This is a genomic window from Phenylobacterium sp. (assembly GCF_025934275.1).
Lineage (GTDB): Bacteria > Pseudomonadota > Alphaproteobacteria > Caulobacterales > Caulobacteraceae > Phenylobacterium.
The window spans coordinates 48,515-72,918 of sequence record NZ_JAICYI010000002.1; the positions used below are offsets into that span (position 1 = coordinate 48,515).

22 protein-coding genes are annotated in these 24,404 nt (G+C 70.4%); 8 read left to right on the forward strand and 14 right to left on the reverse strand.

Going from position 1 to position 24,404, the window contains the following annotated elements:
* The first annotated feature begins 3 nt into the window (after positions 1–3).
* Positions 4–2,190 carry a xanthine dehydrogenase family protein molybdopterin-binding subunit gene (locus tag Q0W60_RS01180; protein ID WP_297691717.1) on the forward strand — a complete coding sequence of 729 codons (2,187 nt, stop codon included), beginning with the start codon at positions 4–6 and terminating at the stop codon, positions 2,188–2,190.
* Here the strand turns inward: Q0W60_RS01180 and Q0W60_RS01185 are convergent, their stop codons facing one another.
* Positions 2,191–3,969, reverse strand: a complete 1,779-nt coding sequence (locus Q0W60_RS01185) for a cation:proton antiporter (protein ID WP_297691719.1) — start codon at positions 3,967–3,969, stop codon at positions 2,191–2,193.
* Positions 3,970–4,127: 158 nt separating this feature from the next.
* Here Q0W60_RS01185 and Q0W60_RS01190 point away from each other — a divergent pair, with 158 nt between their 5' ends.
* Complete coding sequence (locus Q0W60_RS01190) at positions 4,128–7,493, forward strand: carboxyl transferase domain-containing protein (protein WP_297691721.1); 3,366 nt, start codon at positions 4,128–4,130, stop codon at positions 7,491–7,493.
* A gap of 60 nt (positions 7,494–7,553) precedes the next feature.
* Complete coding sequence (locus Q0W60_RS01195; protein ID WP_297691723.1) at positions 7,554–7,910, forward strand: TfoX/Sxy family protein; 357 nt, start codon at positions 7,554–7,556, stop codon at positions 7,908–7,910.
* A gap of 4 nt (positions 7,911–7,914) precedes the next feature.
* Here the strand turns inward: Q0W60_RS01195 and Q0W60_RS01200 are convergent, their stop codons facing one another.
* Complete coding sequence (locus Q0W60_RS01200) at positions 7,915–8,400, reverse strand: hypothetical protein (protein WP_297691724.1); 486 nt, start codon at positions 8,398–8,400, stop codon at positions 7,915–7,917.
* A 122-nt stretch (positions 8,401–8,522) separates the two neighbouring features.
* Here Q0W60_RS01200 and Q0W60_RS01205 point away from each other — a divergent pair, with 122 nt between their 5' ends.
* On the forward strand, positions 8,523–9,464 hold the full coding sequence (locus tag Q0W60_RS01205) for a proline iminopeptidase-family hydrolase (protein WP_297691726.1): 942 nt from the start codon (positions 8,523–8,525) through the stop codon (positions 9,462–9,464).
* On the opposite strand, the gene Q0W60_RS01210 is transcribed toward Q0W60_RS01205, so the two are convergent.
* The 5 genes from Q0W60_RS01210 to Q0W60_RS01230 all read right to left on the reverse strand — a co-directional run bounded on the left by Q0W60_RS01210 (position 9,461) and on the right by Q0W60_RS01230 (position 15,602).
* Complete coding sequence (locus tag Q0W60_RS01210; RefSeq protein ID WP_297691728.1) at positions 9,461–10,498, reverse strand: glycosyl hydrolase family 18 protein; 1,038 nt, start codon at positions 10,496–10,498, stop codon at positions 9,461–9,463. The genes Q0W60_RS01205 and Q0W60_RS01210 overlap by 4 nt on opposite strands.
* Before the next feature lie 32 nt (positions 10,499–10,530).
* Complete coding sequence (locus Q0W60_RS01215; RefSeq protein ID WP_297691730.1) at positions 10,531–11,904, reverse strand: VWA domain-containing protein; 1,374 nt, start codon at positions 11,902–11,904, stop codon at positions 10,531–10,533.
* Between the two features lie 6 nt (positions 11,905–11,910).
* Entirely contained in the window at positions 11,911–12,873 is a 963-nt protein-coding gene (locus Q0W60_RS01220) for a MoxR family ATPase (protein ID WP_297691733.1), read from the reverse strand.
* Positions 12,874–12,948: 75 nt separating this feature from the next.
* On the reverse strand, positions 12,949–14,481 hold the full coding sequence (locus Q0W60_RS01225; RefSeq protein ID WP_297691735.1) for an aldehyde dehydrogenase family protein: 1,533 nt from the start codon (positions 14,479–14,481) through the stop codon (positions 12,949–12,951).
* 11 nt (positions 14,482–14,492) lie between these two features.
* Positions 14,493–15,602: a saccharopine dehydrogenase family protein gene (locus tag Q0W60_RS01230; protein WP_297691737.1), complete on the reverse strand. Its 1,110-nt coding sequence runs from the start codon at positions 15,600–15,602 to the stop codon at positions 14,493–14,495.
* A 119-nt stretch (positions 15,603–15,721) separates the two neighbouring features.
* Between Q0W60_RS01230 and Q0W60_RS01235 the strand changes: the two genes are divergently transcribed.
* Positions 15,722–16,147, forward strand: coding sequence for an Lrp/AsnC family transcriptional regulator (locus Q0W60_RS01235; RefSeq protein ID WP_297691739.1), 426 nt, complete (start codon positions 15,722–15,724; stop codon positions 16,145–16,147).
* On the opposite strand, the gene Q0W60_RS01240 is transcribed toward Q0W60_RS01235, so the two are convergent.
* Positions 16,144–16,527 carry a VOC family protein gene (locus Q0W60_RS01240; protein WP_297691741.1) on the reverse strand — a complete coding sequence of 128 codons (384 nt, stop codon included), beginning with the start codon at positions 16,525–16,527 and terminating at the stop codon, positions 16,144–16,146. The two genes, Q0W60_RS01235 and Q0W60_RS01240, sit on opposite strands and share 4 nt — an antisense overlap.
* Positions 16,528–16,610: 83 nt before the next feature.
* On the opposite strand from Q0W60_RS01240, the gene soxR reads away from it, so the two are divergent.
* Positions 16,611–17,057 carry a redox-sensitive transcriptional activator SoxR gene (gene soxR / locus Q0W60_RS01245; protein ID WP_297691743.1) on the forward strand — a complete coding sequence of 149 codons (447 nt, stop codon included), beginning with the start codon at positions 16,611–16,613 and terminating at the stop codon, positions 17,055–17,057.
* Here the strand turns inward: soxR and Q0W60_RS01250 are convergent.
* The 3 genes from Q0W60_RS01250 to Q0W60_RS01260 all read right to left on the reverse strand — a co-directional run bounded on the left by Q0W60_RS01250 (position 17,054) and on the right by Q0W60_RS01260 (position 19,747).
* Positions 17,054–17,947 carry an NAD(P)/FAD-dependent oxidoreductase gene (locus Q0W60_RS01250; protein WP_297691745.1) on the reverse strand — a complete coding sequence of 298 codons (894 nt, stop codon included), beginning with the start codon at positions 17,945–17,947 and terminating at the stop codon, positions 17,054–17,056. The genes soxR and Q0W60_RS01250 overlap by 4 nt on opposite strands.
* A 219-nt stretch (positions 17,948–18,166) precedes the next feature.
* On the reverse strand, positions 18,167–19,330 hold the full coding sequence (locus Q0W60_RS01255; protein ID WP_297691747.1) for a thiolase domain-containing protein: 1,164 nt from the start codon (positions 19,328–19,330) through the stop codon (positions 18,167–18,169).
* A 6-nt stretch (positions 19,331–19,336) separates the two neighbouring features.
* Positions 19,337–19,747: an OB-fold domain-containing protein gene (locus Q0W60_RS01260; protein ID WP_297691749.1), complete on the reverse strand. Its 411-nt coding sequence runs from the start codon at positions 19,745–19,747 to the stop codon at positions 19,337–19,339.
* 206 nt (positions 19,748–19,953) lie between these two features.
* On the opposite strand from Q0W60_RS01260, the gene Q0W60_RS01265 reads away from it, so the two are divergent.
* Positions 19,954–20,388: a DUF1810 domain-containing protein gene (locus Q0W60_RS01265; protein ID WP_297691750.1), complete on the forward strand. Its 435-nt coding sequence runs from the start codon at positions 19,954–19,956 to the stop codon at positions 20,386–20,388.
* A gap of 73 nt (positions 20,389–20,461) precedes the next feature.
* Here Q0W60_RS01265 and Q0W60_RS01270 read toward each other — a convergent pair whose 3' ends face one another.
* The 3 genes from Q0W60_RS01270 to Q0W60_RS01280 are packed head-to-tail and all read right to left on the reverse strand — an operon-like array spanning position 20,462 to position 23,171.
* Entirely contained in the window at positions 20,462–20,845 is a 384-nt protein-coding gene (locus tag Q0W60_RS01270; protein WP_297691752.1) for a hypothetical protein, read from the reverse strand.
* Positions 20,842–21,867, reverse strand: a complete 1,026-nt coding sequence (locus tag Q0W60_RS01275) for a phosphotransferase family protein (protein ID WP_297691754.1) — start codon at positions 21,865–21,867, stop codon at positions 20,842–20,844. The genes Q0W60_RS01270 and Q0W60_RS01275 overlap by 4 nt, the downstream gene beginning before the upstream one ends.
* 8 nt (positions 21,868–21,875) lie before the next feature.
* Positions 21,876–23,171: a cytochrome P450 gene (locus Q0W60_RS01280; protein WP_297691756.1), complete on the reverse strand. Its 1,296-nt coding sequence runs from the start codon at positions 23,169–23,171 to the stop codon at positions 21,876–21,878.
* 135 nt (positions 23,172–23,306) lie between these two features.
* Between Q0W60_RS01280 and Q0W60_RS01285 the strand changes: the two genes are divergently transcribed.
* The gene (locus Q0W60_RS01285; protein WP_297691758.1) at positions 23,307–24,389 is read left to right on the forward strand and encodes a hypothetical protein; all 1,083 of its coding nucleotides are present in this window, start codon (positions 23,307–23,309) and stop codon (positions 24,387–24,389) included.
* The last annotated feature ends 15 nt before the right edge of the window (positions 24,390–24,404 follow it).

Here is a 24,404-nt window from a genome sequence, read left to right on the forward strand (position 1 = left end):
GCCATGACCCTGGAACTCACCGGAACCTCCCGCCGCGGCTTCATCCAGGCCTCCGCCTCGGCCGCCGGCCTGCTGCTCGCCTTCCAGATCGCGCCGAAGGCCGGCGCGGCCGAAGCCGGCGTCAAGCCGCTCAACGCCTACGTTCGCGTGGCGCCCGACGGCATGGTCACCATCATGGCCAAGAACCCGGAGATCGGGCAGGGCGTGAAGACCTCGCTGCCGATGCTGATCGCCGAGGAGCTGGACGTCCCGTGGGAGAACGTCCGCATCGAGCAGGCCGACAGCGATCCCAAGCTCTACGGCCGCCAGTTCGCGGGCGGCTCGATGGCGACCCCGTTGCACTGGGAAGAGCTGCGCCGCGTGGGCGCCGTCGCCCGCGCCATGCTCATCGAGGCCGCCGCGCTCGCCTGGAACTGCCCGGCGGGCGAATGCTCCACCGACCGCGGCATGGTCATCCACGCCTCGACCAAGCGGCGCGCCAGCTACGGCTCGCTGGCCGCCCAGTGCGCCGGCGTCACGGTGCCCGACGCCAAGTCCGTCGCGGTGAAGGACCCCAAGGATTACAAGATCATCGGCAAGGCGACGCCGCAGTACGACACCGCCAAGATCGTCACCGGCCAGCCCTTGTTCGGGATCGACGTGCGTCGGCCGGGGATGCTCTACGCCACCTACGAGAAGGCGCCCGTCTTCGGGGCCAAGGTGGCGAGCGCCGACGTGGCCGCGGCCAAGGGGGTCAAGGGCGTGAGGGACGCCTTCGTGGTCGAGGGCGGGGAGAACCTCTCGGGCCTGCTGCCGGGCGTCGCCGTGGTCGGCGACAGCTGGTGGGCCGCGCGCAAGGGACGCGACAAGCTCAATGTGAAGTGGGCGGAGCATCCCACCTCGGCGCAGAGCTCGGCGGGCTTCGCCAGGCGCGCCGGCGAGCTCGCCGCCGCCGCGCCGCAGAAGGTGATCCGCAAGGACGGGGACGCCGATCAGGCGCTGAAGGGGGCGGCCAAGACCGTGAAGGCGGCCTACGCCTACCCGTTCCTGGCTCACGTGGCCATGGAGCCGATGAACTGCACGGCCGAGTTCGGCAAGGACGGCAAGCTGGAGATCTGGGCGCCGACCCAGAATCCGGAATCCGGCCGCCAGCTGGTCGCCCAGACGCTGGGCGTCAAGCCCGACGACATCACCATCCACATGACCCGTTGCGGCGGCGGCTTCGGTCGCCGGCTCTCCAACGACTACATGGTCGAGGCCGCCTGGATCGCTCGCGCCGCCAAGGCGCCGGTGAAGCTCCTGTGGACGCGCGAGGACGACATCAAGCACGACTTCTACCGCCCGGCGGGCTTCCACTTCCTGGAGGCCGGCCTCGACGCGCAGGGGAATGTCGTCGCCTGGAAGAACCACTTCGTGACCTTCGGGGAAGGCCCGGAGAAGCCCGCCTCCTCCGCCGCCATGGGGCCCAACGAGTTCCCGGGCCGGTTCGTGAAGAACTGCGAGTTCGGCGTCTCGACCATGCCGTTCGGCGTGCCCACCGGCCCGCTGCGCGCGCCCGGCTCGAACGCGCTCGCCTTCGTGCACCAGTCCTACATCGACGACCTGGCGCATGCGGCGGGGCAGGATCCGGTGGCCTTCCAGCTCAAGCTCCTGGGCGATCAGAAGCTGGTCGGGGAGGGCCCGTCCGCGTTCAACGCGGGGCGGATGCGCGGCGTGCTGAAGGCCGTCGCGGAGATGAGCGCCTGGGGCAAGACCAGGCTTCCGGCCCGCACCGGAATGGGCGTCGCCTGCTACTTCAGCCACCTGGGCTACTTCGCCGAGGTGGTCCGTGCGCACGTCGATGCGGACGGTGCGGTCAAGCCCGAGCGGGCCTGGGTCGCCGCCGACGTGGGTCATCAGATCGTCAATCCGTCGGGCGCCATGAATCAGGTGCAGGGCGCGGTGATCGACGGCCTCTCGCACGCGCTGTTCCAGAAGGTGACCATCGAGAACGGCGCGGTGGCGCAGAACAACTTCTACGACTACCCGGTGCTCCGCATGAAGGATGCCCCGCCGGTCGAGGTGAAGTTCCTGAAGACCGCCTATCCGCCCACCGGCCTGGGCGAACCGGCGCTTCCGCCGGCGCTGCCCGCCCTCTGCAACGCGATCTTCGCCGCCACCGGCGTCCGCATCCGCGAATTGCCGGTGGATGTGAAGCTCCTGAAGGCCTGATTACCTTCCCGGCGGCCGCGCGCTTCGCGTGCGGCCGCCAAGCGCCTGCGGTCGGTTCAGCGCCTTGCGGAATTCGTCCCGCCGCTCGTGGATCGAGGCGATGACCGGGCCCATCGGCACGCCGATCTCGACCAGCACCGCCTCGGAGAGCTGCAGGCTGGCCTCGACGGTTTCCGGCACCGCGTCGGTCGCGCCGAGGTCATAGAGCCGCTGCGCCTGGCGGGCGTCGCGGGCGCGAGCCACGATGGTCAGATCCGCGCGCATCTCGCGCGCCGCCCCCACCACGGCCTCCACGCCGTCGGGCGAATCCATGGTCACCACCAGCGCCGGCGCCCGCTCCAGGCCGCAGCGCACCAGGAACTCGGGTCGCGAGGCGTCGCCATAGAAGATGGTCTCGCCGGCGCGCCGGCCGGCCTCCACCAGGCGCGGCTCCCGCTCGGCGGCGAGCCAGGGGATTTGATGGCGGCCGAGCATCTCGCCCACCAGCTTGCCGACGCGCCCGTAGCCCACCACCAGCACGCGGGGCGTCTCGCCGACGCCGCCGGGCGGCTCCGCGGCGAGCGTGGTCTCCGCGGTGCGCCGTCCGCCGAGTCGCAGGCCGATCGCCGCCAGGCCCGGAATGGCCATCATCGAAAGCGTCGCGGCGACCAGCATCGTCTCGCCGGTCGCGCGATCCACCACCTGACCCGCCATCGCCGCCGCCAGGATCACGAAGGCGAATTCGCCGCCGCCGGCCAGCAGCAGCGCGCTCTCCGCCGCCCGCCGGCCGGCCAGGCCGAACAGCCGCGCTGCGCCGAGCACCACCGCACCCTTGATCCCGATGAGGCCGGCCGCCACCCCCAGCACCGCGGCCGGCCGCTCAGCCAGCACGGAGAGGTCGAGGCTGGTCCCGACAGAGACGAAGAACAGGCCAAGCAGCAGACCCTTGAACGGCTCGATCGTGACCTCGACCTCGTGCCGGTACTCGGTCTCGGCCAGGAGCAGGCCGGCGATGAACGCGCCGAGCGCCATGGAAAGGCCGGCGAGCGCGCTCACCAGCCCTGCGCCGATGACCACCAGCAGGCAGGCGGCCATGAACATCTCCTCGCTCTTGGCCCGCGCCACGGAGCGCAGCATCGGCCGCAGCAGCAGTCGGCCAAGGGCGACCAGGACCAGCACGCCCACGGCCGCGGGCGCGAAGGCCAGCAGCAGCTTGGGCGAGAGCGCCACTGCGCCGCCGCCCGCCAGCACGGAGAGCGTCACCAGGATCGGCGCGACAGCCAGGTCCTGGAACAGCAGGACCGAGAACACGGCGCGGCCGGCGCTCGAATGCTGCCGCCGATGCTCGGTGAGGATCGGCATGACCACGGCGGTCGAGGACAGCGCCAGCGCCGCGCCGACCGCCGCCGCCGCGGCCGGCGGGAGTCCGAAGGCGACGCCCGCGCCGGCGATGACCAGTCCGCAGACCGCGACCTGCGCCGCCCCGAGCCCAAACACGTAGCGGCGCATCAGGCGCAGGCGCTCCCAGGAGAGCTCCAGCCCGATCATGAACAGCAGGAAGACGACCCCGAACTCGCCGAGCTCGGCCATCTCCTCGGGCTCGCCGATGGTGACGTAGCCGAGCCAGGGGATCTGCTCACGCAGCGCGCCCAGGCCATAGGGGCCAAGCAGGACCCCGGCCGCCAGGAAGCCCAGCACCGGGCTGATCCGCCAGCGGCGAAACAACGGGACCGCCACCCCGGCCGTGGCCAGGAAGAGGATGATGTCCTTGTAGTCGCCCGTGGCGGCCTGGCTCTGCATGGCTTGTTGTGCGGATGGTTGCGAGCCGTAGGCAAGCCGTCCTCGTTTCGCGTCGAACTCCCGCTGTGCGCATACCGCCCCCTCAAAACCGCTTGGCGCGGGCCGCCGCGTTTGCAGAATGGCGCCGGCGCGCGGGCTGACCGCCAGGGACAAGGCCAGTGAAGAAGCTGCTCATCGCCAACCGCGGCGAGATTGCCGTCCGCATCGCGCGCACCGCCGCGGAGATGGGGATCGCCACCGCGGCCGTCTATTCGCAGGACGACGCGGCCTCGCTGCATATCAAGAAGGCCGACGAAGCCATCGCATTGAAGGGCTCGGGCCCCGCGCCCTACCTCGACATCGCCCAGCTGGTCGCGGCCGCCACGGCTGCGGGCTGTGACGCCGTCCACCCCGGCTACGGCTTCCTTTCCGAGAACGCCGCCTTTGCCCGCGCCTGCGCCGAGGCCGGGCTCACGTTCGTGGGGCCGGCGCCCGAGACCCTGGAGCTGTTCGGGGACAAGGCCCGCGCCCGCGCGCTCGCCCGCCAGTGCGGCGTCCCGGTGCTGCCGGGCTCCGAGGGGCCGACCTCGCTCGCCGAGGCCAGGGCCTTCCTGAAGAGCCTGGGCAAGGGCGGCGCGGTGATGGTCAAGGCGGTGGCCGGCGGCGGCGGCCGCGGCATGCGCCCGGCCGCCTCGGTGGACGAGCTGGAGGCGGTCTTCGAGCGCTGCGCCTCGGAGGCCAGGGCGGCGTTCGGGGTGGCGGCGCTCTACGTCGAGGCCTTCCTGCCCCGGGCCCGGCACATCGAGGTGCAGATCGTGGGCGACGGCGAGAGCGTCTCCCACCTCTGGGACCGTGAGTGCAGCCTGCAGCGGCAGCGCCAGAAACTGGTGGAGATCGCCCCCGCCGACAGCCTGCCGGCGGCGCTGCGCGAGAATCTGTTCGCCGCCGCCGTGACGCTCGGCGAGGCGGCCGCCTACCGCTCGCTGGGAACGATGGAGTTCCTTGTCGACGCGGACCGCCCGGAGCGCTTCGTGTTCATCGAAGGCAACGCCCGCCTGCAGGTGGAGCACACGGTGACCGAGGAGGTGACCGGCCTCGACCTCGTCCGCCTGCAGTTGCAGATCGCCGCCGGCCGCTCCTTGGCCGAGCTCGCGCTCACCCAAGACCGGGCGCCGGAGCCGCGCGGCCACGCCGTGCAGGTCCGAGTGAACCTGGAGACCATGGCCGCCGACGGCTCGGCGCGTCCGGCGGGCGGCACGCTCGGCGTTTTCGAGCCGCCGTCGGGGCCGGGCGTGCGCGTCGATAGCTTCGGCTATGCCGGCTACAAGACCTCCGGCCGGTTTGACAGCCTGCTCGCCAAGCTCATCGTCCACACCGGCGCGGGCGGCCTCTCGCGCGCCGTCGCCAAGGCCTACCGCGCGCTCTCCGAGTTCCGAATCGAGGGCTCTGCCACCAACATCGCCTTCCTGCAGAATTTGCTCGCCCATCCGGCGGTCGCCTCGGGCGAGACCCACACCCGCTTCATCGAGACCCACATGGCCGAGCTCGCCGGCGAGCCGCAGGCCCATCCCCGGCTCTATTTCGACGCCGCCGCCCGCGGCGCGCAGCCCGCAGCCGGCGCCCGGCGGGTCGGCTACCAGGTCGACGCCGCCGATCCGCTGGCGGTGCTCGATCTGGGCAAGCAGGCCCCCGCGCCGGGCGACGAGGAGGCCGAGCCGGAGGGTCCGGAAGGGACGCGTCCGCTTCGAGCCCCGCTGCAGGGCACGGTGATCAGCATCCAGGCCGCGCTCGGCGAGACCGTCCGCAAGGGCCAGGCGCTGATGATCATGGAAGCCATGAAGATGGAGCACGTCATCGCCGCGGAGGTCTCCGGCGTGGTGCGCGAGATCACCGTCGAGGTCGGCGACACGGTGGCCGAGGACCATCCGCTCGCCTTCCTGCAGGAGACGGCGCTGGAGGGTGACGAGGCGGGCCCCGAGGAGGCGGTCGATCTCGACGCGATCCGGCCGGACCTGGCGGAAGTGCTGGAGCGCCACCGCCTCACCCGCGACGAGGCCCGGCCCGAGGCGGTCGAGCGTCGGCGCAAGACCGGCCAGCGCACGTCGCGCGAGAACGTCGAGGATCTGCTCGATCCCGGCAGTTTCGTCGAATATGGCCCGCTGGTGATCGCCGCGCGCCGCCGCCGCAACACCCTGGACGAGCTGATCAGGACCACGCCGGCCGACGGCATGATCATGGGGCTCGGCACGGTGAACGGGAGCGCCTACCCGGAGGAGAAGGCCCGCGTCGCGGTGATGGCCTATGACTACACGGTGCTGGCCGGCACGCAGGGCGCCAACAACCACTGGAAGCTCGACCGGATGAGCGAGCTGGCGCTGCGCTGGAAGCTCCCGGTGGTGTTCTTCACCGAAGGCGGCGGCGGGCGGCCCGGCGACACCGAGGGCGGCGGCTTCACCCGCGGCTTCGAGTTCTGGGGGCGGCTCTCAGGGGCCGTGCCGCTGGTGGGCGTCAACTCCGGGCGCTGTTTCGCCGGCAACGCCGCCATCCTCGGCTGCTGCGACGTGATCATCGCCACCAAGGACTCCGCCCTCGGCATGGGCGGCCCCGCAATGGTGGAAGGCGGCGGCCTGGGCGTCTTCCGCCCCGAGGAGATCGGCCCCATCAAGGTCATGCAGGCCAACGGCACGATCGACGTCCTGGTGGAGGACGAGGCGGCGGCGGTGGCGGCCGCGAAGCAGTACCTCTCGTACTTCCAGGGCCCGCTTTCGGAATGGTCGTGCGCCGATCAGCGGCTTCTGCGCCGGGCGATTCCGGAGAACCGGCTGCGCGTCTACGACATCCGCAAGGTGATCGAGCTGATCGCCGACGAAGGCTCGGTCCTCGAGCTTCGGCCGAAGTTCGGCCTCGCCATGGTCACCGCCTTCATCCGGGTGGAGGGCCGCCCGATGGGGGTGTTCGCCAACAACCCGATGCACCTGGGCGGGGCGATCGACTCCGAGGCCTCCGACAAGGCCGCCCGCTTCCTGCAGGTCTGCGAAGCCTTCGACATCCCGGTGCTCTCGCTCTCCGACACCCCCGGCAACATGGTCGGGCCGGAGGCCGAGAAGACGGGCCTGATCCGCCACTGCTCGCGGCTGTTCGTGATCGGCGCCAACCTCACCGTGCCGATCTTCTCGGTGATCCTGCGCAAGTCCTACGGCCTGGGCGCGATCGCCATGACCGGCGGCAGTTACCAGGGGGCGATGTTCTGCGTCGCCTGGCCGACAGGCGAGTTCGGCGGCATGGGGCTGGAGGGCTCGGTCAAGCTCGGCTACCGCAACGAGCTCGCCGCCATCGCCGACCCGGTGGCGCGCAAGGCCCGCTTCGACGAGATGGTCGCCGCCGCCTACGCCGGCGGCCGGGCGCTCTCCCGCGCCGCCTATCCCTCGCTCGACGACGTCATCGACCCCGCCGACACCCGCAAGTGGATCGCCGCCGGGCTGAAGAGCTTGCCGCCGGCGCCGCTGCGCAGCGAGAAGAAGCTGCGCTGGATCGACAGCTGGTGAACGGCTGCTGACAGGATGCTGGCGCGAGCCCGCGCCAGACTGCGCGGCCGGAGGTGATCCATGGCGCACAATCCCAAGGCCCTGCAGGCCCTCATGCAGACCGCCGCCCCGCCCGACCTGGAGTTGGCGTTCCGGCCGATGTTCGGCGGCATCATGGCCTATGCCGAGGGCAGGGCCTTCGCCTCGCTCTCCGATGTTGGCCTGGCCTTGAAGCTCTCCGGCCCCGACTACGCCGAGCTGTTGGCCATCCCGGGCGCCAAGGCCTTGCAGTACACGCCCGACATGCCGCCCTCGAAGTCATACGTCGTGGCGCCGGAGACCATGCTCGCCGACCGCGAGGCGCTGCGCGGCTGGATCGCGCGCGGCGCCGCGAACCTCAAGCCGGGCAAACCGAAGAGCGCCAAGGCGCGCGCCTGAGGCCTCAGATCACCCGGATGCCGTGCTCGCGACGCAGCTCCGCCAGCGTGCGTCGGGAGAAGCTTTCGGGCGGCTCCCACGGCCAGCGCTTGGTCATCCGCAGCGCTTCGAAGCCCGCGCGCGCGATCCGCGGCAGGCAGGCCAGTGTGATCCCGACGCCTTTCAGCCAGCCCATCTCGGCGAACAGCGCCTTGGCCTGGGCGTCGGCGCCGAGATACCGGGCGTAGCGGCGCCAGCCCACGTCGCAGGAGAACAGGGTGCGGGTGTCCGCCAGTGTCTCGTCGGCGAGCGTCGTCGAAAGGCCGAAGATCACGTGGCACATGTCGTGGCTGCGGAATAGCGCCGCGCTCTCCGGCGGCAGGTCGGCTGGTCGGGTCACCCGCCCGCGATTCGCCGCATAGTATTCCGCCAGTCCCTCAGCCAGGGTCTGCGCGCTGTCCTGCGCCTGGTAGTCGAGCCGCCGTTCGGCGTTCTGTGCTGGGGATTGCATCGCGACACGAACTTAATCTCTGAGCCCGCTCGCAGCCAAGCGGTGTTCATCTGCAGAGGTCTCCGCACCGTATTGGAAGCGGCGCAGCGCAGGGTTAGCTTGCGGCGGGGGAGGGCTCGTCCATGGACTTCACGCGACGGGGTGCGATCGGCGCCGCAGCAGCGGCCCTGGCGGCAGGGGCCTCGTTCTCCGCCCTCGGATTTCCGGAGCAGACGGGCCGCGCGGCCGTGCCGGGCGGGACCATCTGGTGGAAGAAGGTGGGCTCGGGGCGCAAGACGCCGCTCCTGACCCTGCACGGCGGCCCGGGAGCCGGCCACAACTACCTCCTGCCGCTGGCGGCGCTGGCCGACCAGCGGCCGGTGATCTTCTACGACCAGCTGGGCTGCGGCCAGGCGGACAGCCCCCCGGACGAGAAGCTCTACACGATCCAGCGCTCGGTCGACGAGTTGGACGCGGTGCGCCGCGCGCTGCAGCTCCATCGCATCGATCTCTTCGGCCATTCCTGGGGCTCGATGCTGGCCATCGAGTACCTATGCCAGGGCCGGGGCAAGGGCGTCGAGAAGCTGATCCTCGGCGGCGCGCTCGCCAGCGTGCCCCAGGCCAACGCCGGCCAGATGCGGCTGATCGCGGCCATGCCCAACGGCGGCGGCGCCAAGCTCCATGCGCTCGAAGCCGCGCACAAGGAGGCGACGCCCGAGTACCAGGCGCTCGTCGACGAGTTCTACAAGCTGCACGTGATCCGCAAGGACCCGCCGCCGCCGGATGCGGCCGCCTCGCTCGACATCGTCGCGAAGTCCATCGCCTACCGGGTGATGAACGGCCCCAACGAGTTCACCATCGTGGGCGTGATCAGGGACTGGGACCGCAGGAAGGACCTGCATCGCATCCGCGTCCCGACCCTGATCGTCACCGGGACTTATGACGAGGTCACGCTGGACTGCCACAAGACGATCCAGAGGGGCATCAAGGGCTCCAGGCTCGTCATCCTGCCGGGCTGCTCGCACATGGCGATGGACGAGAAGCCGGAGCTCTACGTGGCGACGCTGCGGAACTTCCTCGCCTAGCGGGGGAGGGGCGCACAGGCTGCGCCCGGGGCCGCCGGGGGGGCCGCCGTCGCCGGCGGCGCCGCGGTCCAGAGGCCGGGATCCTCCAGCCCCATCCGCCAGAGCGCGACGCCCCTCACTCCGAGGGCGGCCGCGAGCGCGCGCTGGCGGGCGAAGGCGGCGGCGTCGGCGAACCACACCTCGTGCGGCCCGTCCGGCGCGCTGTAGCTGAAGTGGGCGTCGGAGCCTGGCGCAGGCGCGATGCGGGCGTGCGCCTTCGCCGCGAGCTCCCGCGCGGCGGGCACGGAGACCACCCGCGCCGTTCGCCCGGCCGGCCAGTCGTAGCCGTAGGACGCCAGCGCCACGACGAAGCGGCCTGGATCGGCCCCCGCGAGCTTCGCCGGCAGATTGGCGCCCACCCAGGCGTCGTCGGCGATCGGCCCCGGCGTTGAGGTCGCCCAGCACTGGTCGTAGGCCATCAGCACCACCGCGTCGGCGGAGGCCAGCAGCCGCTGCTCCGTCGCAGGATCAGTCGAGAGCAGCGCGGTCACCCAGAGCTGGCGGCCGTCGGCGTGCAGCCGGTCGCGGAGCAGGCCCACGAGCGCCGGATAGCCCGCGACGCCGGCCGGCGCGAGGTTCTCGAAATCGATGACATAGCCGGCGAACCCCTCGGCCCTAGCGCGCGTGGCGAGCGCCTCGGCGAAGGCGTCCGCCGCGCGGTGATCGCCGATCACCGCCTGGGCCGCCATCACGTCCCAGACGTCGTCGTGGGCGTTCGAGACCACCGGCATCACCTTGGGCCGGCGCGTGGCGGCCGCGAGCGCGGCATGCGCCTTGGGGTCCGTCTCCCAGCGCACCTCGCCCTTGGCCGAGACCAGGCTCGCCCACATCGGCGCGAAGACGTCGAGCGAGCCCGCATGCGCCTGCAGGGAGGCGAGCGCCGTCGGCTCCCAGGGCACGTAGAAGGCCATCAAGGCCGGCTGGGCGGCCGGCGCCGTCCGGCTCGCCAGCGCGAGGCCCAGAGCAATCAGCAGCGAGCGCGCGAGCACGGCCATGCGCCCGCCTTAAGCCGCTCACGCCGGGGGAGCTAGTGCGGGACGTAGGTCCTGAGCACGTCTTCGACGATCCGTTCCAGCTGGGCGAGCGTGTTGCAGTGCTTGGCCACGTGGCAGAAGCGCTCGTAGCGGTGCATCACCGAGTCGCCCTGGTTCCAGTAGCTCTCCGGCTCCGGATTGAGCCAGATCACCGAGCGCGAGCGGTCGTGGATCTGCTTCATCAGGTCGAGCCTGGGCTCAGCGAAGTTGGAGCGCCCGTCGCCCAGGATGATCACCGTCGTGTGGCGGTCCAGCCGGTCGAGGTGCTCATCGCAGAAGTCCTCCAGCGCCTTGCCGTAATCGGTCTGCTGGAAGCCGATCGCCGTCAGCACCTTGAGGATCGCGGCCTCGACGCCGTGCTCGTCGAGGATGTCGTTGACGCTGATCAGCCGGCCGGAGAAGGCGAAGGCGTCGAGGCGGTCCACGACTTCGTTGAGCGAATAGAGGAAGGTGAGCAGGAACTGCGCCGCCGCCGCCACCGACTTGGAGACGTCGCAGATCGCCACGATCGAGGGCTTCTCGATCTTCTTCAGCTTCCACTCGATCTCGAACGGCACGCCGCCGTGCGCCATGCTCTTCCTGAGCGTCTTGCGGACGTCGAGATGGCCCTTGTTGGCGATGTGCCTCCGGCGCGAATAGCGGTCGGCCAGCCGCTTGGCCATCCGCTTGACGAGCGCCTGCATCATGGCGAGGTCGACCGGGTCGATGCCGCCGTCGGCGTTCAGCGCCTTCTTGGCGAGCATCTCCTCGCGCAGCGATTTCGCCGAGCCGGCCGCATAAAGGCTGTGCTGGCGCTCGACGTACGCCTGGGCTTCGGCGACCAGGCCCTTGCGGCGCTCGTCCAGCCGCTCGGCAAGCGCCCGGCCCTCGGCCTGACGCTTGGCGGCCGCGATGATCTGCTCGATCTCGCCGATGCCCATCTCCTCGAGCAACCGGCGCGTCATCCGGCTGCGCTGGGTGGAGAGGCGGATCTCGGCGACGCCGGCGCGCTGGGCCGCCTCCTCCATCGCCTGGGCGAGCGCCGCGGCGTCGCCCGACAGCAGCATCTGGGCGAGCGGCGAGCCCTGGGTCGCCTCGCTGGAGGGCGGTTGGCCCTCCTGCGCCTCGCCCTCCCGAGCCGCGGATTGCGGCGGCGGCGCGCCGGCGCTCAGCGGCTCGCGCGTGAAGAAGGTCTCGAACACCTGGTCGAAGCGCGCCACCTCGTCCGGGCTCTTGGCGAGGCTGACGCACAGCGCATCCTTGAAGAGCTCACGGTCGCCATAGCCGGTCACCGTCAGCGCGCGCGCCGCGTCGATCGCCTCGGCCGGCGAGACGCGCACGTCCGCGGCCCGGAGCGCGCGGATGAATTCTTCCAGCTGGCGCTGCATGGCCGGCTACGTCGGGCGGCGCTGCAGCAGCTCGACGATCTGCGGCTCGACCGCGCCGATGTCCTGCTCGAACTTGAGGATCACGTTGAGCGTGTCCTTCACCAGGGCCGGATCGAGGCTCGAGGCATGCAGCAGCACCAGGGCGCGCGCCCAGTCCACCGTCTCCGAGATCGAGGGCGCCTTGCGCAGATCGAGCGTGCGCAGGCTCTGCACGAACGCCACCAGCTCCTTGCCGAGCCGGCTCTCGATATCCGGCACGCGGGTGGCGACGATCTTCTCCTCCAGGGCGGCGTCCGGCAGCGGGATGTGCAGGTGCAGGCAGCGCCGCTTCAGCGCGTCGCCGAGGTCGCGGACGTTGTTGGAGGTCAGGAACACGAACGGCGGCGTCTTGGCGGTGATCACGCCGAGCTCGGGGATCGAGACCTGGTAGGCCGAAAGCACTTCCAGCAGGAAGGCTTCGAACGCCTCGTCCGACTTGTCTATCTCGTCGATCAGGAGCACGCAGCCCGCGTCCTCGTTGAGCGCGCGCATCAGCGGTCGGGGCTCGAGGAACGGCTCGGAGAAGAACAGGTCGCCCATGCCGTGCAGCCGCGCCATGGCTTCGTCCATGGTGTTGGCCTCGGCGAGCGTGTCGCCCAGCCGGTCCTTCAGGATCTGGGTGTAGAGCAGCTGCTTGCCGTACTTCCACTCGTACAGCGCCTTGGACTCGTCCAGGCCCTCGTAGCACTGCATCCGGATGAGCGGCAGGCGAAGCAGCCGGGCCGTGGACAGCGCAAGCTCGGTCTTGCCGACGCCGGCGGAGCCTTCCACCAGGATCGGCTTCTGCAGGTTCACCGCCATGTAGAGCGCCGTCGCGATGCGGCGGGAGGCGATGTAGTCCACGCTCGCCAGGCCCTCAATCAGGCCGTCGACGGAGGCGAGAGGATTGGCGGCCGCGGCGGTGCGCGCGGTCGTAGCAGAAACGGTCAAAGGATCGGACTTTCGAAATGGGAGCGTTGAAAGCCCGATTGTGCCCAACCCCAAGCCGAAGGGCAAACGCGCGTTTCAAATCTCGAACTTCACGCCCTGGGCGAGCGGCAGGGTGCGGCCGTAGTTCACGGTGTTGGTGGCGCGGCGCATGTAGGCCTTCCAGGCGTCGGAACCGGCCTCGCGGCCGCCGCCGGTCTCCTTCTCGCCGCCGAACGCCCCGCCGATCTCGGCGCCGGAGGGCCCGATGTTGACGTTGGCGATGCCGCAGTCGGAGCCGCGCGCTGAGGTGAACAGCTCGGCCTCGCGGACGTCGTTGGTGAAGATCGAGGAGGAGAGGCCCTGCGGGACGTCGTTGTTGAGGCGGATCGCCTCGGCGAGGTCCGAATAGCGCATGACGTAGAGGATCGGCGCGAAGGTCTCCTTGCGCACGATCTCGGCCTGCGAGGGCATCTCGACCAGAGCCGGGCGCACGTAGGCCGCGGTCGCCCCGCCCGCCATCTCGACGCGATCGCCGCCCGCGACCTGCCCGCCCGCCTTCCGGGCTTCGCCCAGCGCCCGCTGCATGGCCTCGAATGCGGCGAGGTCGATGAGCGGGCCCACCAGCGTGCCGGCCACGCGCGGATCGCCCACCGCCACGGAGGCGTAGGCCGCCTTCAGCCGCGGCGCGAAGGCGCCGTAGACGCTCTCGTGCACGAAGAGCCGCCGAAGCGAGGTGCAGCGCTGGCCGGCGGTGCCCATGGCTGCGAAGGCCACGCCGCGCAGCGCCAGGTCAAGGTCAGCCGAGGGACAGATGATGGCGGCGTTGTTGCCGCCGAGCTCCAGCAAAGCGCGGGCGAAGCGGGCGGCGAGCCTCGGCGCGACCGCGCGGCCCATGGCGCAGGAGCCGGTCGCCGAGACCAGCGGGACCTTGGGATGCTCGACCAGCGCCTCGCCGACCTCGCGGTCGCCGACGATCACCGCCGAGAGACCCTCCGGCGCTTCGGGAAAGCGGGCGACGGCGCGCTCGAACGCCGCCTGCACGGCCAGCGCCGTGAGCGGCGTCTTCTCGGATGGTTTCCAGACCACCGCATCGCCGCACACCAGCGCCAGCGCCGCGTTCCACGACCAGACCGCCACCGGGAAGTTGAAGGCGGTGATCACGCCGGCGACGCCCAGCGGGTGCCAGGTCTCCATCATCCGGTGCTCGGGGCGCTCGGTCGCCAGGGTCAGGCCGAACAGCTGCCGCGACAGGCCCACGGCATAGTCGCAGATGTCGATCATCTCCTGCACTTCGCCCTCGGCCTCGGAGCCGATCTTGCCGGCTTCCAGCGTGACCAGCCGGCCGAGGTCGGTCTTGATCCGCCGCAGCTCCTCGCCCAGGAGCCGCACCAGCTCGCCGCGTCGCGGAGCCGGGACGTCGCGCCAGGCGAGATAGGCCGCGTGCGCGGCCTCGATGGCAGTCCGGGCGGCCTCGGCGTCCACATCCTGCACATGGGCGATGACCTCGCCGGTGATCGGCGAGCGCACGGGGCGGTTTCCGGCGCTCCAGAGCGCCTGGCGCACGCCCAGCCGTTCGAGGACGGCGGCGGCCTCGGAAGCCGCCGAAGCGATCTTGGTCTGCAGGTTCATGTCGATCTCGCCTATTCGGCTGCGGCCCTCAGCACCATCGCATCATCGGGCGCATAGAACCGCCCGAAGCGGTTGGCCAGGAAGTCGGCGAGCGGGATGTCCTCTTGGCGGATGAAGCCGCGCCCCGGCAGCTTGCCCTCGGCCAGCATGTCCAGCACCGCGCAGATCGCGCCGGCGGTCGTCACCTGGATCGCGCTCTTCATCTCGCCGCCGACCGCCTGGGCGTAGACCTTGTTGACGTAAGTCTCCTGCATCAGGCGGCCGTGCTTCAGCCCCGAGACGGTGACGAACACGATGACCACGTCCTGCAAGGTGGCCGGGACGGCGTTCTCCAGGATGTCCTTCAGGACGTCGCGGCGGTTGCGAAGGTCCAGGTCGTTGAGCAGCGCCTTCATGATGTCGGCGTGTCCGGGGTAGCGGATGGTCTTGTAGTTGAGGTTGCGGACCTTGCCCTCGAGCGTGTGGCAGAGCGTGCCCAGGCCGCCCGAGGTGTTGAACGCCTCGTAGGTCACGCCGTCGAGGGCGAACTCCTCGCGCTCCTCCAGGGGCGGCGTCTCGCGCAGGCGACCGTTCACGATCGCCTCGCATGGCTCGCAGTACTCGTTGATCACCCCGTCCGTCGACCAGGTGAGATTGTAGTTCAAGGCATTGGAGGGATAGCGGGGCAGGGCGCCGACGCGCAGCCGCACGTCGTGCAGTTCGTCGAAATGCTTGGCGAGCTCCCAGGCTGCGATGGTGACGAAGCCGGGCGCCAGACCGCACTGCGGGATGAAGGCGGTCTCGCAGCTCTTGGCGAGCTCGCGCGTGACCCGGCTGGAGGCCACATCTTCGGTGAGGTCGAGGTAGTGCGCGCCGGCCGCGGCGGCCGCTTTCGCCACCGGGATCGTCAGGTGGAATGGCGCGCAGTTCACCACGGCGAAGCGGCCCTTCAGGCGCCGGGCGAGGGCATCGGGATCGGCGATGGAGCTGGCCAGGGTCTCCACCCGCGGCTTGCCGTCGAGCCCGGCGAGCGCCTCGACGGACCGATCGATGACCAGCACTTCGTAGGGTCCGAACGCGGTGAGCAGGTCGACGACCGTCGATCCGATCTTGCCGGCGCCGATGACAGCGACCTTGCGCATGTGCGTCTCCTCGCGTCTCCAACTCAGAATCGGCCCAGGTGAAGACGGATTCAACTGGCGTTTCGGCGATCTGCCGGGTAATTTTCGGCGATCAGGCAAATGCGTCGGACGATCTGCCCATGGACGATCTCGACCAGCACCTGCTCGCCAAGCTGCGGGAGAACGCCCGCGCGCCGGTCGCCGAGCTCGCCCGCGCCCTGGGGCTTTCGCGCACCACGGTGCAGAGCCGGCTGGCGCGCCTGGAGCGCTCCGGCGTGATCGCCGGCTACGCGGTCAAGCTTTCCGAGGCGGAGGCGGCGCGGCGCATCCACGCCTATGTGCTGCTCACGGTCGAGCCGAAGCAGGCCGCGGCCGCCACCGCCGCGCTCCGGCGCATGGCCGGCGTCCGGCGGCTGCAGTCGGTGAGCGGGCCGTTCGACATGATCGCCTCGGTGGAGGCGCCGAGCGTGTCGGAGATGGACGCCGTCATCGACGAGATCGGGGCGGTCAAGGGCGTCGAGCGCACCAATTCCTCGATCGTGCTCTCCACCAAGTTCGACCGCTAACCGCGGTAGCTCACCACCTCGTATTCGATGCCGTTGGGATCGAAGAAATAGAACCGGCGGCCCGGCTCGTAGTCGGCGTGGTTCATCGGCTTCAGGCCGGCCGCAACGACGCGGGCCTCGGCGGCGGCGAGATCCTCCACCTCGACGCCGATGTGGTTGAGCGGCCGGCCCTTGGCGAAGTCCTTGCTCTGGGCGTCCTGGGCCCTCGACGTATAGAGCGCGAGGTACTGGTCCTCGCTGCCCACATGCACGGTGTAGCCGCCGCTGAGCGCCGGGCCTTCCCAGCGTACGCGCCAGCCGAACAGCTCGCCCATCAGCTGAGCGGCGGCGTTCGGGTCGGCGACGGTGACGTTGACGTGCTCCAGCTTGCATGCGGACATCGCGATATCCCCTTGGTTTGCGCCTCTTCCTCCGCGTACAATCTCAACCTAACTTGAGATCAAGATATTTATCGGAGGCTCGCATGTCGGCAGATGGTTTCCTGTCGATCGGCGATTTGGCGCGCCGGACCGGGCTGTCGGTCTCGGCCATCCGCTTCTACGAGGCGCGCGGCTTGGTGCGCGCCGTCCGCACCGCCGGCAACCAGCGCCGGTTCCTGCGCTCGGACATCCGCCGGCTGTCGTTCGCCCTCATCGCCCAGCAACTCGGCCTTACGCTCGGCGAAATCGAGACGGAGCTCGCCACCCTGCCCCAAGGCCGCACGCCCACGCGCGAGGACTGGCGGCGGATCAGCGCGCGGGTCCGCGGCGTGCTCGAGGCGAAGATCGCCATGCTGGAGCGCACGCGCGACAAGCTCGACGACTGCATCGGATGCGGCTGCCTCTCGCTCGAGCGGTGCGCCCTCTACAATCCCGACGACCGCGCCGGCCGCGCCGGGCCCGGCCCGCGCTACATCCTGGGCCCGAGCTAACTCGCGCCGCGCAGGACGTTGTGGATATGGGTGGCGGCGATCGCGCCCTCGCCCTCGGCGGTGGAGATCTGGTTCAGGCCGCGCACCACGTCGCCGGCGGCGTAGAGCCCGGGCACGGAGGTCTCCTGGTGCTCGGAGACGACCAGCCGATGGCTGTCGTCGAGCTTTGCGCCGGCGTCCGCCGCCAGCTGGATCTGCGGCCGCACGCCGAGCGCCGCGTAAAGGCTATCGAACCGCCGCGTCTGGTCGGGCCCGAAGCAGAGCGCGGAGATCCGCCTTCGGTCCAGGGCGACGCTTTCGATCGGCGTCTCGACCACCTCGACACCGGCCGCGGCCAGCCGCTGGCGCATCTCCGCCGGCAGCGCCTCCTGCGCGCCCGCGTGGATCAGGCTCACCCGGTCCGAATAGGTGGTCATGAACAGCGCCTCGCGGGCGGCGTGCTCGTCGCGGCCGATGACCCCCACGCTCTGGCCGATGGTCTCGAAGCCGTCGCAGATCGGGCAGATGCGGATCAGCCCGTTCGCCACCGCCTCCTCGACGCCCGGGATCTCCGGCTCCACGTCCACCACGCCGGTGGCGAGCAGCACCGTCTGGGCGGTGAGCTCCCGGTCTGCGAGCGCGAGCCGGAAACCGTGCTTGACCGCAGCGAGGTGATCCACGCGTCCGGCCTGGATCTGCGCGCCATAGCGCTCCGCCTGCCGTCGCATGCGGGCGATGAGGGTCCGGCCGCGCACGCCCTCGGGATAGCCGGGGTGGTTGCGGCTCAGGGGGATGCGCGCCGCCCGGCTCGCGCCGGCGTCGACCACCCGGAAATCGCGCCGGAACCGGCCGAGATAAATGGCGGCGGTGAGGCCCGCGGGGCCCGCGCCCACGATCACGCAATCGAGCATCGCCCCACAACGCGCGGGGCCGGAAATATATGCGGGCGCTCGGCGGAACCGCTCAGCTCAGGGTGTGGAGATAGGCCGCCATGTGGCGCGCCTCGCGCTCGCCGACGCCCATGGCCGGGGTGTCGGTCGCCCGGCCGCTCCCGCGCGGGCGGCTTGGGGCCGGGGACCCGTCACGGGCCCGCCTCCCGGGGTGGAGAGACGGGCCCGCCGACGTGCGCGTCAGGGCGCCTCGTTGGAGAAGACGATGGTTCCGGAGGCGGCGAACATGCCGCCCACGCCATGGGCGATGCTGATCTTGGCGTCGGGCACCTGGGCGGGCGCGACCCCGCGCAGCTGCCGCACGCTCTCCTGCAGGGCGTACATGCCGTACATGCCCGAATGCATGTACGAGAGCCCGCCGCCGTTGGTGTTGAGCGGCAGCTTGCCGATCGGCTTGCCGTCCTTGGCGGGCGCGGTGTTGCGCTCGCGGACGAAGGCCGCCGCCTCTCCCGGCTTGCAGAAGCCGAGGTCCTCAAGGCCGTAGAGCGGCAGGTGGGCGAAAGCGTCGTAGATCATCAGGTGATCGACGTCCTTGTGCGTGATCCCCGCCTCGTCGAACGCCTTCTTGCCAGAGACGCGGAACGCCTTGGAGGTGGTGAAGTCCTCCATCTGGCTGACCATCGGCGTCTCGACGCTCTCGCCCGTGCCCAGCACGTAGACCGGCTTCCGCGGGAAGTCCTTGGCGCGGTCGGCGGAGGTGAGCACCAGCGCGCCGCCTCCGTCGGTGACCAGACAGCACATCAGCATCCGGAACGGCCAGGCGATCATCGGCGAGTTCAGCACGTCCTCGACGGTGATCGGGTCGCGGAAGCTGGCGCGCGGGTTCATCGCCGCCCACTCGCGCTGGATCACGGAGACCCACGCGAGGTCCTCCTCCGTCAGGCCATAGGTCTTCAGGTAGCGGAGCACCGGCACCGTGAACATGGTGGGCGGGCCGACCGGGCCGTAGGGCTGCTCGAACTGGCCGGCCAAGCTCGAGGAGCCGCCGCCGAACCGCCCGCCCGCGCCGACGCGCGAGCGGCCGCTTTCGCCGTGGGTGATCAGGATGGTCTTGGCGAGCCCCTCGTTGATGGCCGCCGCCGCATGGCGGACGTGCAGCATGAAGGAGCAGCCGCCGACGCTGGTGCCGTCGGCGTAGGTGGGCGTGATGCCGAGATAGTAGGCGAGCTCGACCGGGCTGAGGCCGGCGGTGGCCACGCCGTCGATGTCCGAAGGCTTCAGCCCGCAGTCGGCGAGCGCGTTCAGCGCCGCGTCGGCATGCAGGCCGATCACCGACTGGTCCGGGATCTTGCCCATCTTGGTGGTTTCGGCGGCGCCGACGACCGCGACAGATTTCTGTTTCATGGCGCGTCAGGCTCCGGCGGGCTCGAAGAAGGGCAGGGAGATGTCGTCGTTCTGCTTGGCGAACGAGACCTTCAGCGGCATGTCGAGCTTCAGCGCCTCCGGCGTTTGCGGGCAGCCAACGATGTTGGTCATCATCTTCGGCCCCTCGGCGAGCTTCACGACGGCGATGGCGTAGGGCTCGGTTCCCATGTCGGGGCGCGGCCGCATGTTGATCACATAGGACCACAGCACGCCCTGGCCGCTCGCCTTGAAGGTCTCGACCTTGCGGCTGCCGCACCTGGGGCAGAAGGGCCTGGGCGGAAAGTAGCTGCCCCCGTCGCATTCGGTGCAGCGCTGAAGGCGCAGTTCGCCTTCCCTGCACCCGTCCCAGAAATGCCGGGTCTCCGGCGTAGGATCGGGCAACATCCGTGGTGGCATCAATGGCGTCCTTGCAATGGGGCTGGATGAAAGGCGCGCAGAAAAGCCGAGCCGGGCGGGATTGTCGAGCCGGCGCGGGCGGCAATCTCGGCCAAGCTTCAGCGAACGCCGAAACTTCGGCGCGACGGCGAGCTTGCGCCGGGCGCGCGGCTGGACGAGCGCACGGCGGCGCGGGAAGACTTTCGCCGCGCGCGCCGGAGCCTTCCGTGGACGATCCGTTCCAACTCGAACGATTCCTGGCCGCCCAGGCCCCGATCTACGCCCACGCGCTGGCGGAGCTGCGCGAGGGTGACAAGCGCTCGCACTGGATGTGGTTCGTTTTCCCGCAGATCGCCGGGCTGGGCGCGAGCCCCATGGCGCGGCGCTATGCGATCGGCTCTCTCGACGAGGCGCGCGCCTACCTCGCCCATCCGGTGCTGGGGGGCCGTTTGCGAGAGAGCATCGCCGCGGTGATGGCGGTGCAGGACCGCTCGGCGCGCCAGATCCTCGGCTCGCCCGACGACCTGAAGTTCCGCTCGTCGATGACGCTGTTCCGGGAGGCCGCCTCGGGGGACCCGATGTTTCAGCAGGCGCTCGACAAGCACTTCGCCGGCGAGCCGGATCCGCTCACGCTCGAGCTGCTCTCCGCTCAGGCCGGCTGATAGCCCGCGTCGCCCGTCCTTCACCGCCTGGCAGCTGCCTGGGCCCGGCCGGCGGGCGGATCCAAGGCGGCGGCTAGACCAGCGAGACCGAGATCTTCCGCCGCTCGGTGGACGCCCGGAGCTCCGCCCAGATGGCGTCCTGGCGGGCCTGGTCGCCTGCCTCCTCGGCGGCGATCTGGGCCTCGATCAGCCTGGTCCGCAAGCGGTCGTTCTCCGCCTTGAGCTTCGACAGATGCAGATCCTCGTCGGCGCCCGTCTCGCCCAGCAGCGTGCGCAGCGCGCGGTTCTCCTCGACCAGCCTGGCGGCCGCGCCATCCCACACCTCGGCGGCCAGGCCCAGCAGCATGGCCGTGAGGCCGAGATCGCTCGCCCGCTCGGGCTCCGGCACCCCCGGCATGGCGTTGCGGGCGACGAGGCCTGCGAGTTCCGCGAGCACGGCGGGAACCTCGGGCGTCATAGCTTCCCCATCACTTTCAGGATCGCCCGGTCCTGGGCGTTCAGCAGCCACCACGCGGGATAGATCATGATCGGGGCCTTGTTGCCGCCCTTGATGAAGGCGCCGGCCGAGCCCACCCAGATCGCCTGGCCCTTGACGCAGTTGAACAGGATCCACCAGTGCAGCGCCTGCGGATCGGCGTTGAGACCGCTCGCCCGCGCCCAGATGGCGATCGCCCGCTCGCGCGGCAGGAGCCCGCCCGCCAGCCCGCGCCCGAACTCCCAGATCGGATTGAAGCCCCAGGCGAGGTCCTCCAGCGGATCGCCGAGATGCGCCATCTCCCAGTCCAGCACGCCGCGGATCTCGCCCGCCTGGTCGTAGAGGAAGTTGCCGGTGCGGTAGTCGCCGTGCACCACCGAGAGCTTCTGGGCCGGCGGCGGCGGGTGGGCTCTCAGCCAGCGGATCGCGGCGCGGGCGATCGGCAGCGGCTCGGCCTGGTCGCGATCGAAGACGCCTTCCCAGTAGTCGAGCTCACGCTTCCAGCAACCGTCGAGCGGCGGCGCCTCCATGACCTCGGTCAGGCCCAGCGCCTCCGGATCGGCCCTGGCGATCTCGCCCAGGATGGTCCACTTCCGCTCGGCCAGCCTCGGCAGGACCGCGTCGTAGCCGCCGGCCAGCAGCATCTGCGGCGAGGCCTGGAAGCCGGCCAGCTCCTCGGCGATGAAGAACGGGTGGTCGAGGTGGGCCGGATCCTCCTCCAGCCAGAGCATCTCCGGCACGGGCACGGCCGAGCCGTGAAAGGCGCGATAGGCCGCGAACTCCGTCCGCCGCTCGGTCTCGATCAGGGAAGCGGGCGGATCGCGCCTCAGGATCATCCGCCGCTCGCGCGCGTCGCCACCCTCGCGCCAGCGGGCGCGGAACCGGTAGGTCTCCCGGCTCGCGCCGCCGGAGATGCGCTCGAGGCCCTCGATGGCGACCTCCGTCGCGCCGGGCAGCTTGGAGGTCAGATAAGCCGCGACGCGCGGCTCCAGAGAGTGGGCCACGCGTCGCCTCAGGCCATCTCGAACTTGATCGGCAGGCGCTTGGGGCCGTTGACGAAGACCGCGTCGCTCATCGCCGGCTCGCCGTCGAGGCTCACCGACTTGAGGCGCGGCAGCATCTCCTCCCAGAGGATCCGCATCTCCATCCGCGCGAGATGCTGGCCGAGGCAGACATGCGCGCCATAGCCGAAGGAAAGCTGCTTGTTCGGCTGCCGATCCACACGGAACTCGAACGGGTCATCGAAGACCGACTCGTCGCGGTTGCCCGAGGCGTAGCAGAGCATCAGCCAGTCGAACTTCTTGATCGCCCGCCCGGCGAACTCGGTGTCCTCTGTCGCGGTCCGCATGAAGGTCTTCACCGGCGTGGTCCAGCGGATGGACTCCTCCACCAGGCCCGGGATCAGCGACAGGTCTGCTCTCAGCTTCGCGACTTCGCGGGGTCGCTCCGCCAGCGCCCACATGGCCCCGCCGGTGGAGGACGACGTTGTGTCGTGGCCGGCCGCAGCGACGATGATGTAGTAGCTCATCGCCTCGAAGTCGGAGATCGGCTGGCCGTCGATCTGGGCGTTGGCGATGAGGCTGCCGAGATCGTCCGTGGGGTTCTTCCGCTTTCGCTCGGAGAGCGCGTGGAAATAGTCCATGAAGTCCTTGATGACGCCGAAGTCGAACTCCTTGCCGGGCTCGGGCTCCGGGCGGGAGGCCTGCTCGCGGCCGAGCTCAGGGTCGGCGGCGCCGAACAGCTCCTGGGTGAGCTTCAGCATCAGCGGCTCGTCTTCTTCGGGAACGCCGAGGATCGTCATGATGACGTGCAGCGGATAGTGCAGCGCGATCTGCTTGACGAAGTCGCAGCGGCCGCCGGTCGCGGCCATCTTGTCGACCGCCGTGCGGGCGATCTGCCGAATGCGCTCGTCCAGACTGCGGATGTTCTGCGGCAGGAACCAGGCCTGGGTCAACAGCCGGTACTTGGGATGATCCGGCGCGTCCATCTGCACGAGGGTGCGCAGCAGGTGCGGGCTGCCGCCCATCATTGCGCGAACCCGCTGGTCCACTTGCTGGGTGGTGAGCGTCGGCGAGCGGTCGCCGTTGTGGAACAGCGCGTTCTGGCGACTGATCTCAAGGATGTCGGCGTGCCTGGTCACGACCCAGAACGGATCGATGCCGTCGATCTTGGCCACACCCAGGGGCTCGTTCTTGCGAAGCCAGCGATAGACCTCGTGGATCTCGTCGGTGGCGTAGGCATGCGGCTCGGCGAGCTTGTCGGCGAGGTGCTGCGGGATGCGGTGGTCGACGGCTTCAGCGACGCTCATGCGATTAGCGGCGATACGGTGACGTTGGGTCACCGGAGACGCCGCCTCCCTTTTCTTCTTATCGTCGCCTTGAGTTGATACCGGGCTGGGGCGCCTCGCAAGTGTGACGGCGCGTCAAGGCGGAGGGCTGGCGGCATGCTGACCAAGGGCGACGACTACCCGATCCACCAGACGCCGGAGCCGATCGCCTATGCGGGCTCGGACCGGAATTTCTACGACCGCTACTTCTTCAACGCCTACGCGCCCGACGGATCGGAGTTCGTGGCCGTGGCCTTCGGGGTCTATCCGGCGCTGAACGTCGCCGACGCCCACCTTTCGATCATCCGCGACGGCGTCCAGCGCTGCCTGCACGCCTCGCGCATCCTGGGCCTCGAGCGGATGGAGCTCTCGGTCGGGCCGATCCGCATCGAGGTGCTGGAGCCGTTGCAGACGCTGAAGGTCACGGTCGAACGGGCGGAGGGGCTCGCCGCTGAGCTGATCTTCGAGGGCCGCTCCTTCCCGATCGAGGAGCCGCGGTTCGTCAAACGCAACGGCCCGCGGCTGTTCATGGACTACACGCGCCTGACCCAGAACGGGCGCGTCTCCGGCTGGCTGGAGATCGACGGCGAGCGGCGCGAGATGGGCCCGGGCTGGACCGGCACGCGCGACCGCTCCTGGGGCATCCGGCCGGTCGGCGCGCCCGATCCGCAGCCGACGCCCGGCGCGGGGCTGGCCGGATTTTTCTGGCAATGGTCGCCGCTCAACTTCGACGACCGCTCGGTCTTCTTCCACGTCAACGCCGATCCGGACGGCAAGCCCTGGAACACCCGCGCGGTGATCCTGCCCGACGGCGCGGGGCCGCAAGGCGGCTGGCATGCGGACGCCCCGCGCATGGAGGACGTCGCGCTGAAGCCGGGCACCCGGCACGCGAAGGGCGGCACGCTGAAGATCCCGCTGGCCCAGGGCGAAGCCACCGTGCGCCTGGAGCCGATCGGCCAGCCGTTCCTGATGCGCGGCATCGGTTATGGCGGCGAGTGGCGGCATGGGGCGCTGAAGGGCGAGCTCGCCGTCGCGCGCGAGGACATCGAGCTTTCCGCCGTCGACATGGGCCAGCCGGAGAACTGGCACATCCAGGCCATCTCCCGCGCCGAGTTCGCCGCGCCCGGAGAGCCGGAACGGCAGGGGGTCGGGGTCTTCGAGCAGCTGATCGCCGGGCCCTATCGCCCCTACGGTCTGTAGCGCTGCGATTGACGG

What these genes read in the sequence shown, in the direction of transcription:
- Q0W60_RS01180 (WP_297691717.1), top strand. Translation starts at nt 4, where the DNA reads ATGACCCTGGAACTCACCGGAACCTCCCGCCGCGGCTTCATCCAGGCC.
- Q0W60_RS01185 (WP_297691719.1), bottom strand. Translation starts at nt 3,969, where the DNA reads ATGCAGAGCCAGGCCGCCACGGGCGACTACAAGGACATCATCCTCTTC.
- Q0W60_RS01195 (WP_297691723.1), top strand. Translation starts at nt 7,554, where the DNA reads ATGGCGCACAATCCCAAGGCCCTGCAGGCCCTCATGCAGACCGCCGCC.
- Q0W60_RS01200 (WP_297691724.1), bottom strand. Translation starts at nt 8,400, where the DNA reads ATGCAATCCCCAGCACAGAACGCCGAACGGCGGCTCGACTACCAGGCG.
- Q0W60_RS01205 (WP_297691726.1), top strand. Translation starts at nt 8,523, where the DNA reads ATGGACTTCACGCGACGGGGTGCGATCGGCGCCGCAGCAGCGGCCCTG.
- Q0W60_RS01210 (WP_297691728.1), bottom strand. Translation starts at nt 10,498, where the DNA reads ATGGCCGTGCTCGCGCGCTCGCTGCTGATTGCTCTGGGCCTCGCGCTG.
- Q0W60_RS01215 (WP_297691730.1), bottom strand. Translation starts at nt 11,904, where the DNA reads ATGCAGCGCCAGCTGGAAGAATTCATCCGCGCGCTCCGGGCCGCGGAC.
- Q0W60_RS01225 (WP_297691735.1), bottom strand. Translation starts at nt 14,481, where the DNA reads ATGAACCTGCAGACCAAGATCGCTTCGGCGGCTTCCGAGGCCGCCGCC.
- Q0W60_RS01230 (WP_297691737.1), bottom strand. Translation starts at nt 15,602, where the DNA reads ATGCGCAAGGTCGCTGTCATCGGCGCCGGCAAGATCGGATCGACGGTC.
- Q0W60_RS01235 (WP_297691739.1), top strand. Translation starts at nt 15,722, where the DNA reads ATGGACGATCTCGACCAGCACCTGCTCGCCAAGCTGCGGGAGAACGCC.
- Q0W60_RS01240 (WP_297691741.1), bottom strand. Translation starts at nt 16,527, where the DNA reads ATGTCCGCATGCAAGCTGGAGCACGTCAACGTCACCGTCGCCGACCCG.
- soxR (WP_297691743.1), top strand. Translation starts at nt 16,611, where the DNA reads ATGTCGGCAGATGGTTTCCTGTCGATCGGCGATTTGGCGCGCCGGACC.
- Q0W60_RS01250 (WP_297691745.1), bottom strand. Translation starts at nt 17,947, where the DNA reads ATGCTCGATTGCGTGATCGTGGGCGCGGGCCCCGCGGGCCTCACCGCC.
- Q0W60_RS01255 (WP_297691747.1), bottom strand. Translation starts at nt 19,330, where the DNA reads ATGAAACAGAAATCTGTCGCGGTCGTCGGCGCCGCCGAAACCACCAAG.
- Q0W60_RS01260 (WP_297691749.1), bottom strand. Translation starts at nt 19,747, where the DNA reads ATGCCACCACGGATGTTGCCCGATCCTACGCCGGAGACCCGGCATTTC.
- Q0W60_RS01270 (WP_297691752.1), bottom strand. Translation starts at nt 20,845, where the DNA reads ATGACGCCCGAGGTTCCCGCCGTGCTCGCGGAACTCGCAGGCCTCGTC.
- Q0W60_RS01280 (WP_297691756.1), bottom strand. Translation starts at nt 23,171, where the DNA reads ATGAGCGTCGCTGAAGCCGTCGACCACCGCATCCCGCAGCACCTCGCC.
- Q0W60_RS01285 (WP_297691758.1), top strand. Translation starts at nt 23,307, where the DNA reads ATGCTGACCAAGGGCGACGACTACCCGATCCACCAGACGCCGGAGCCG.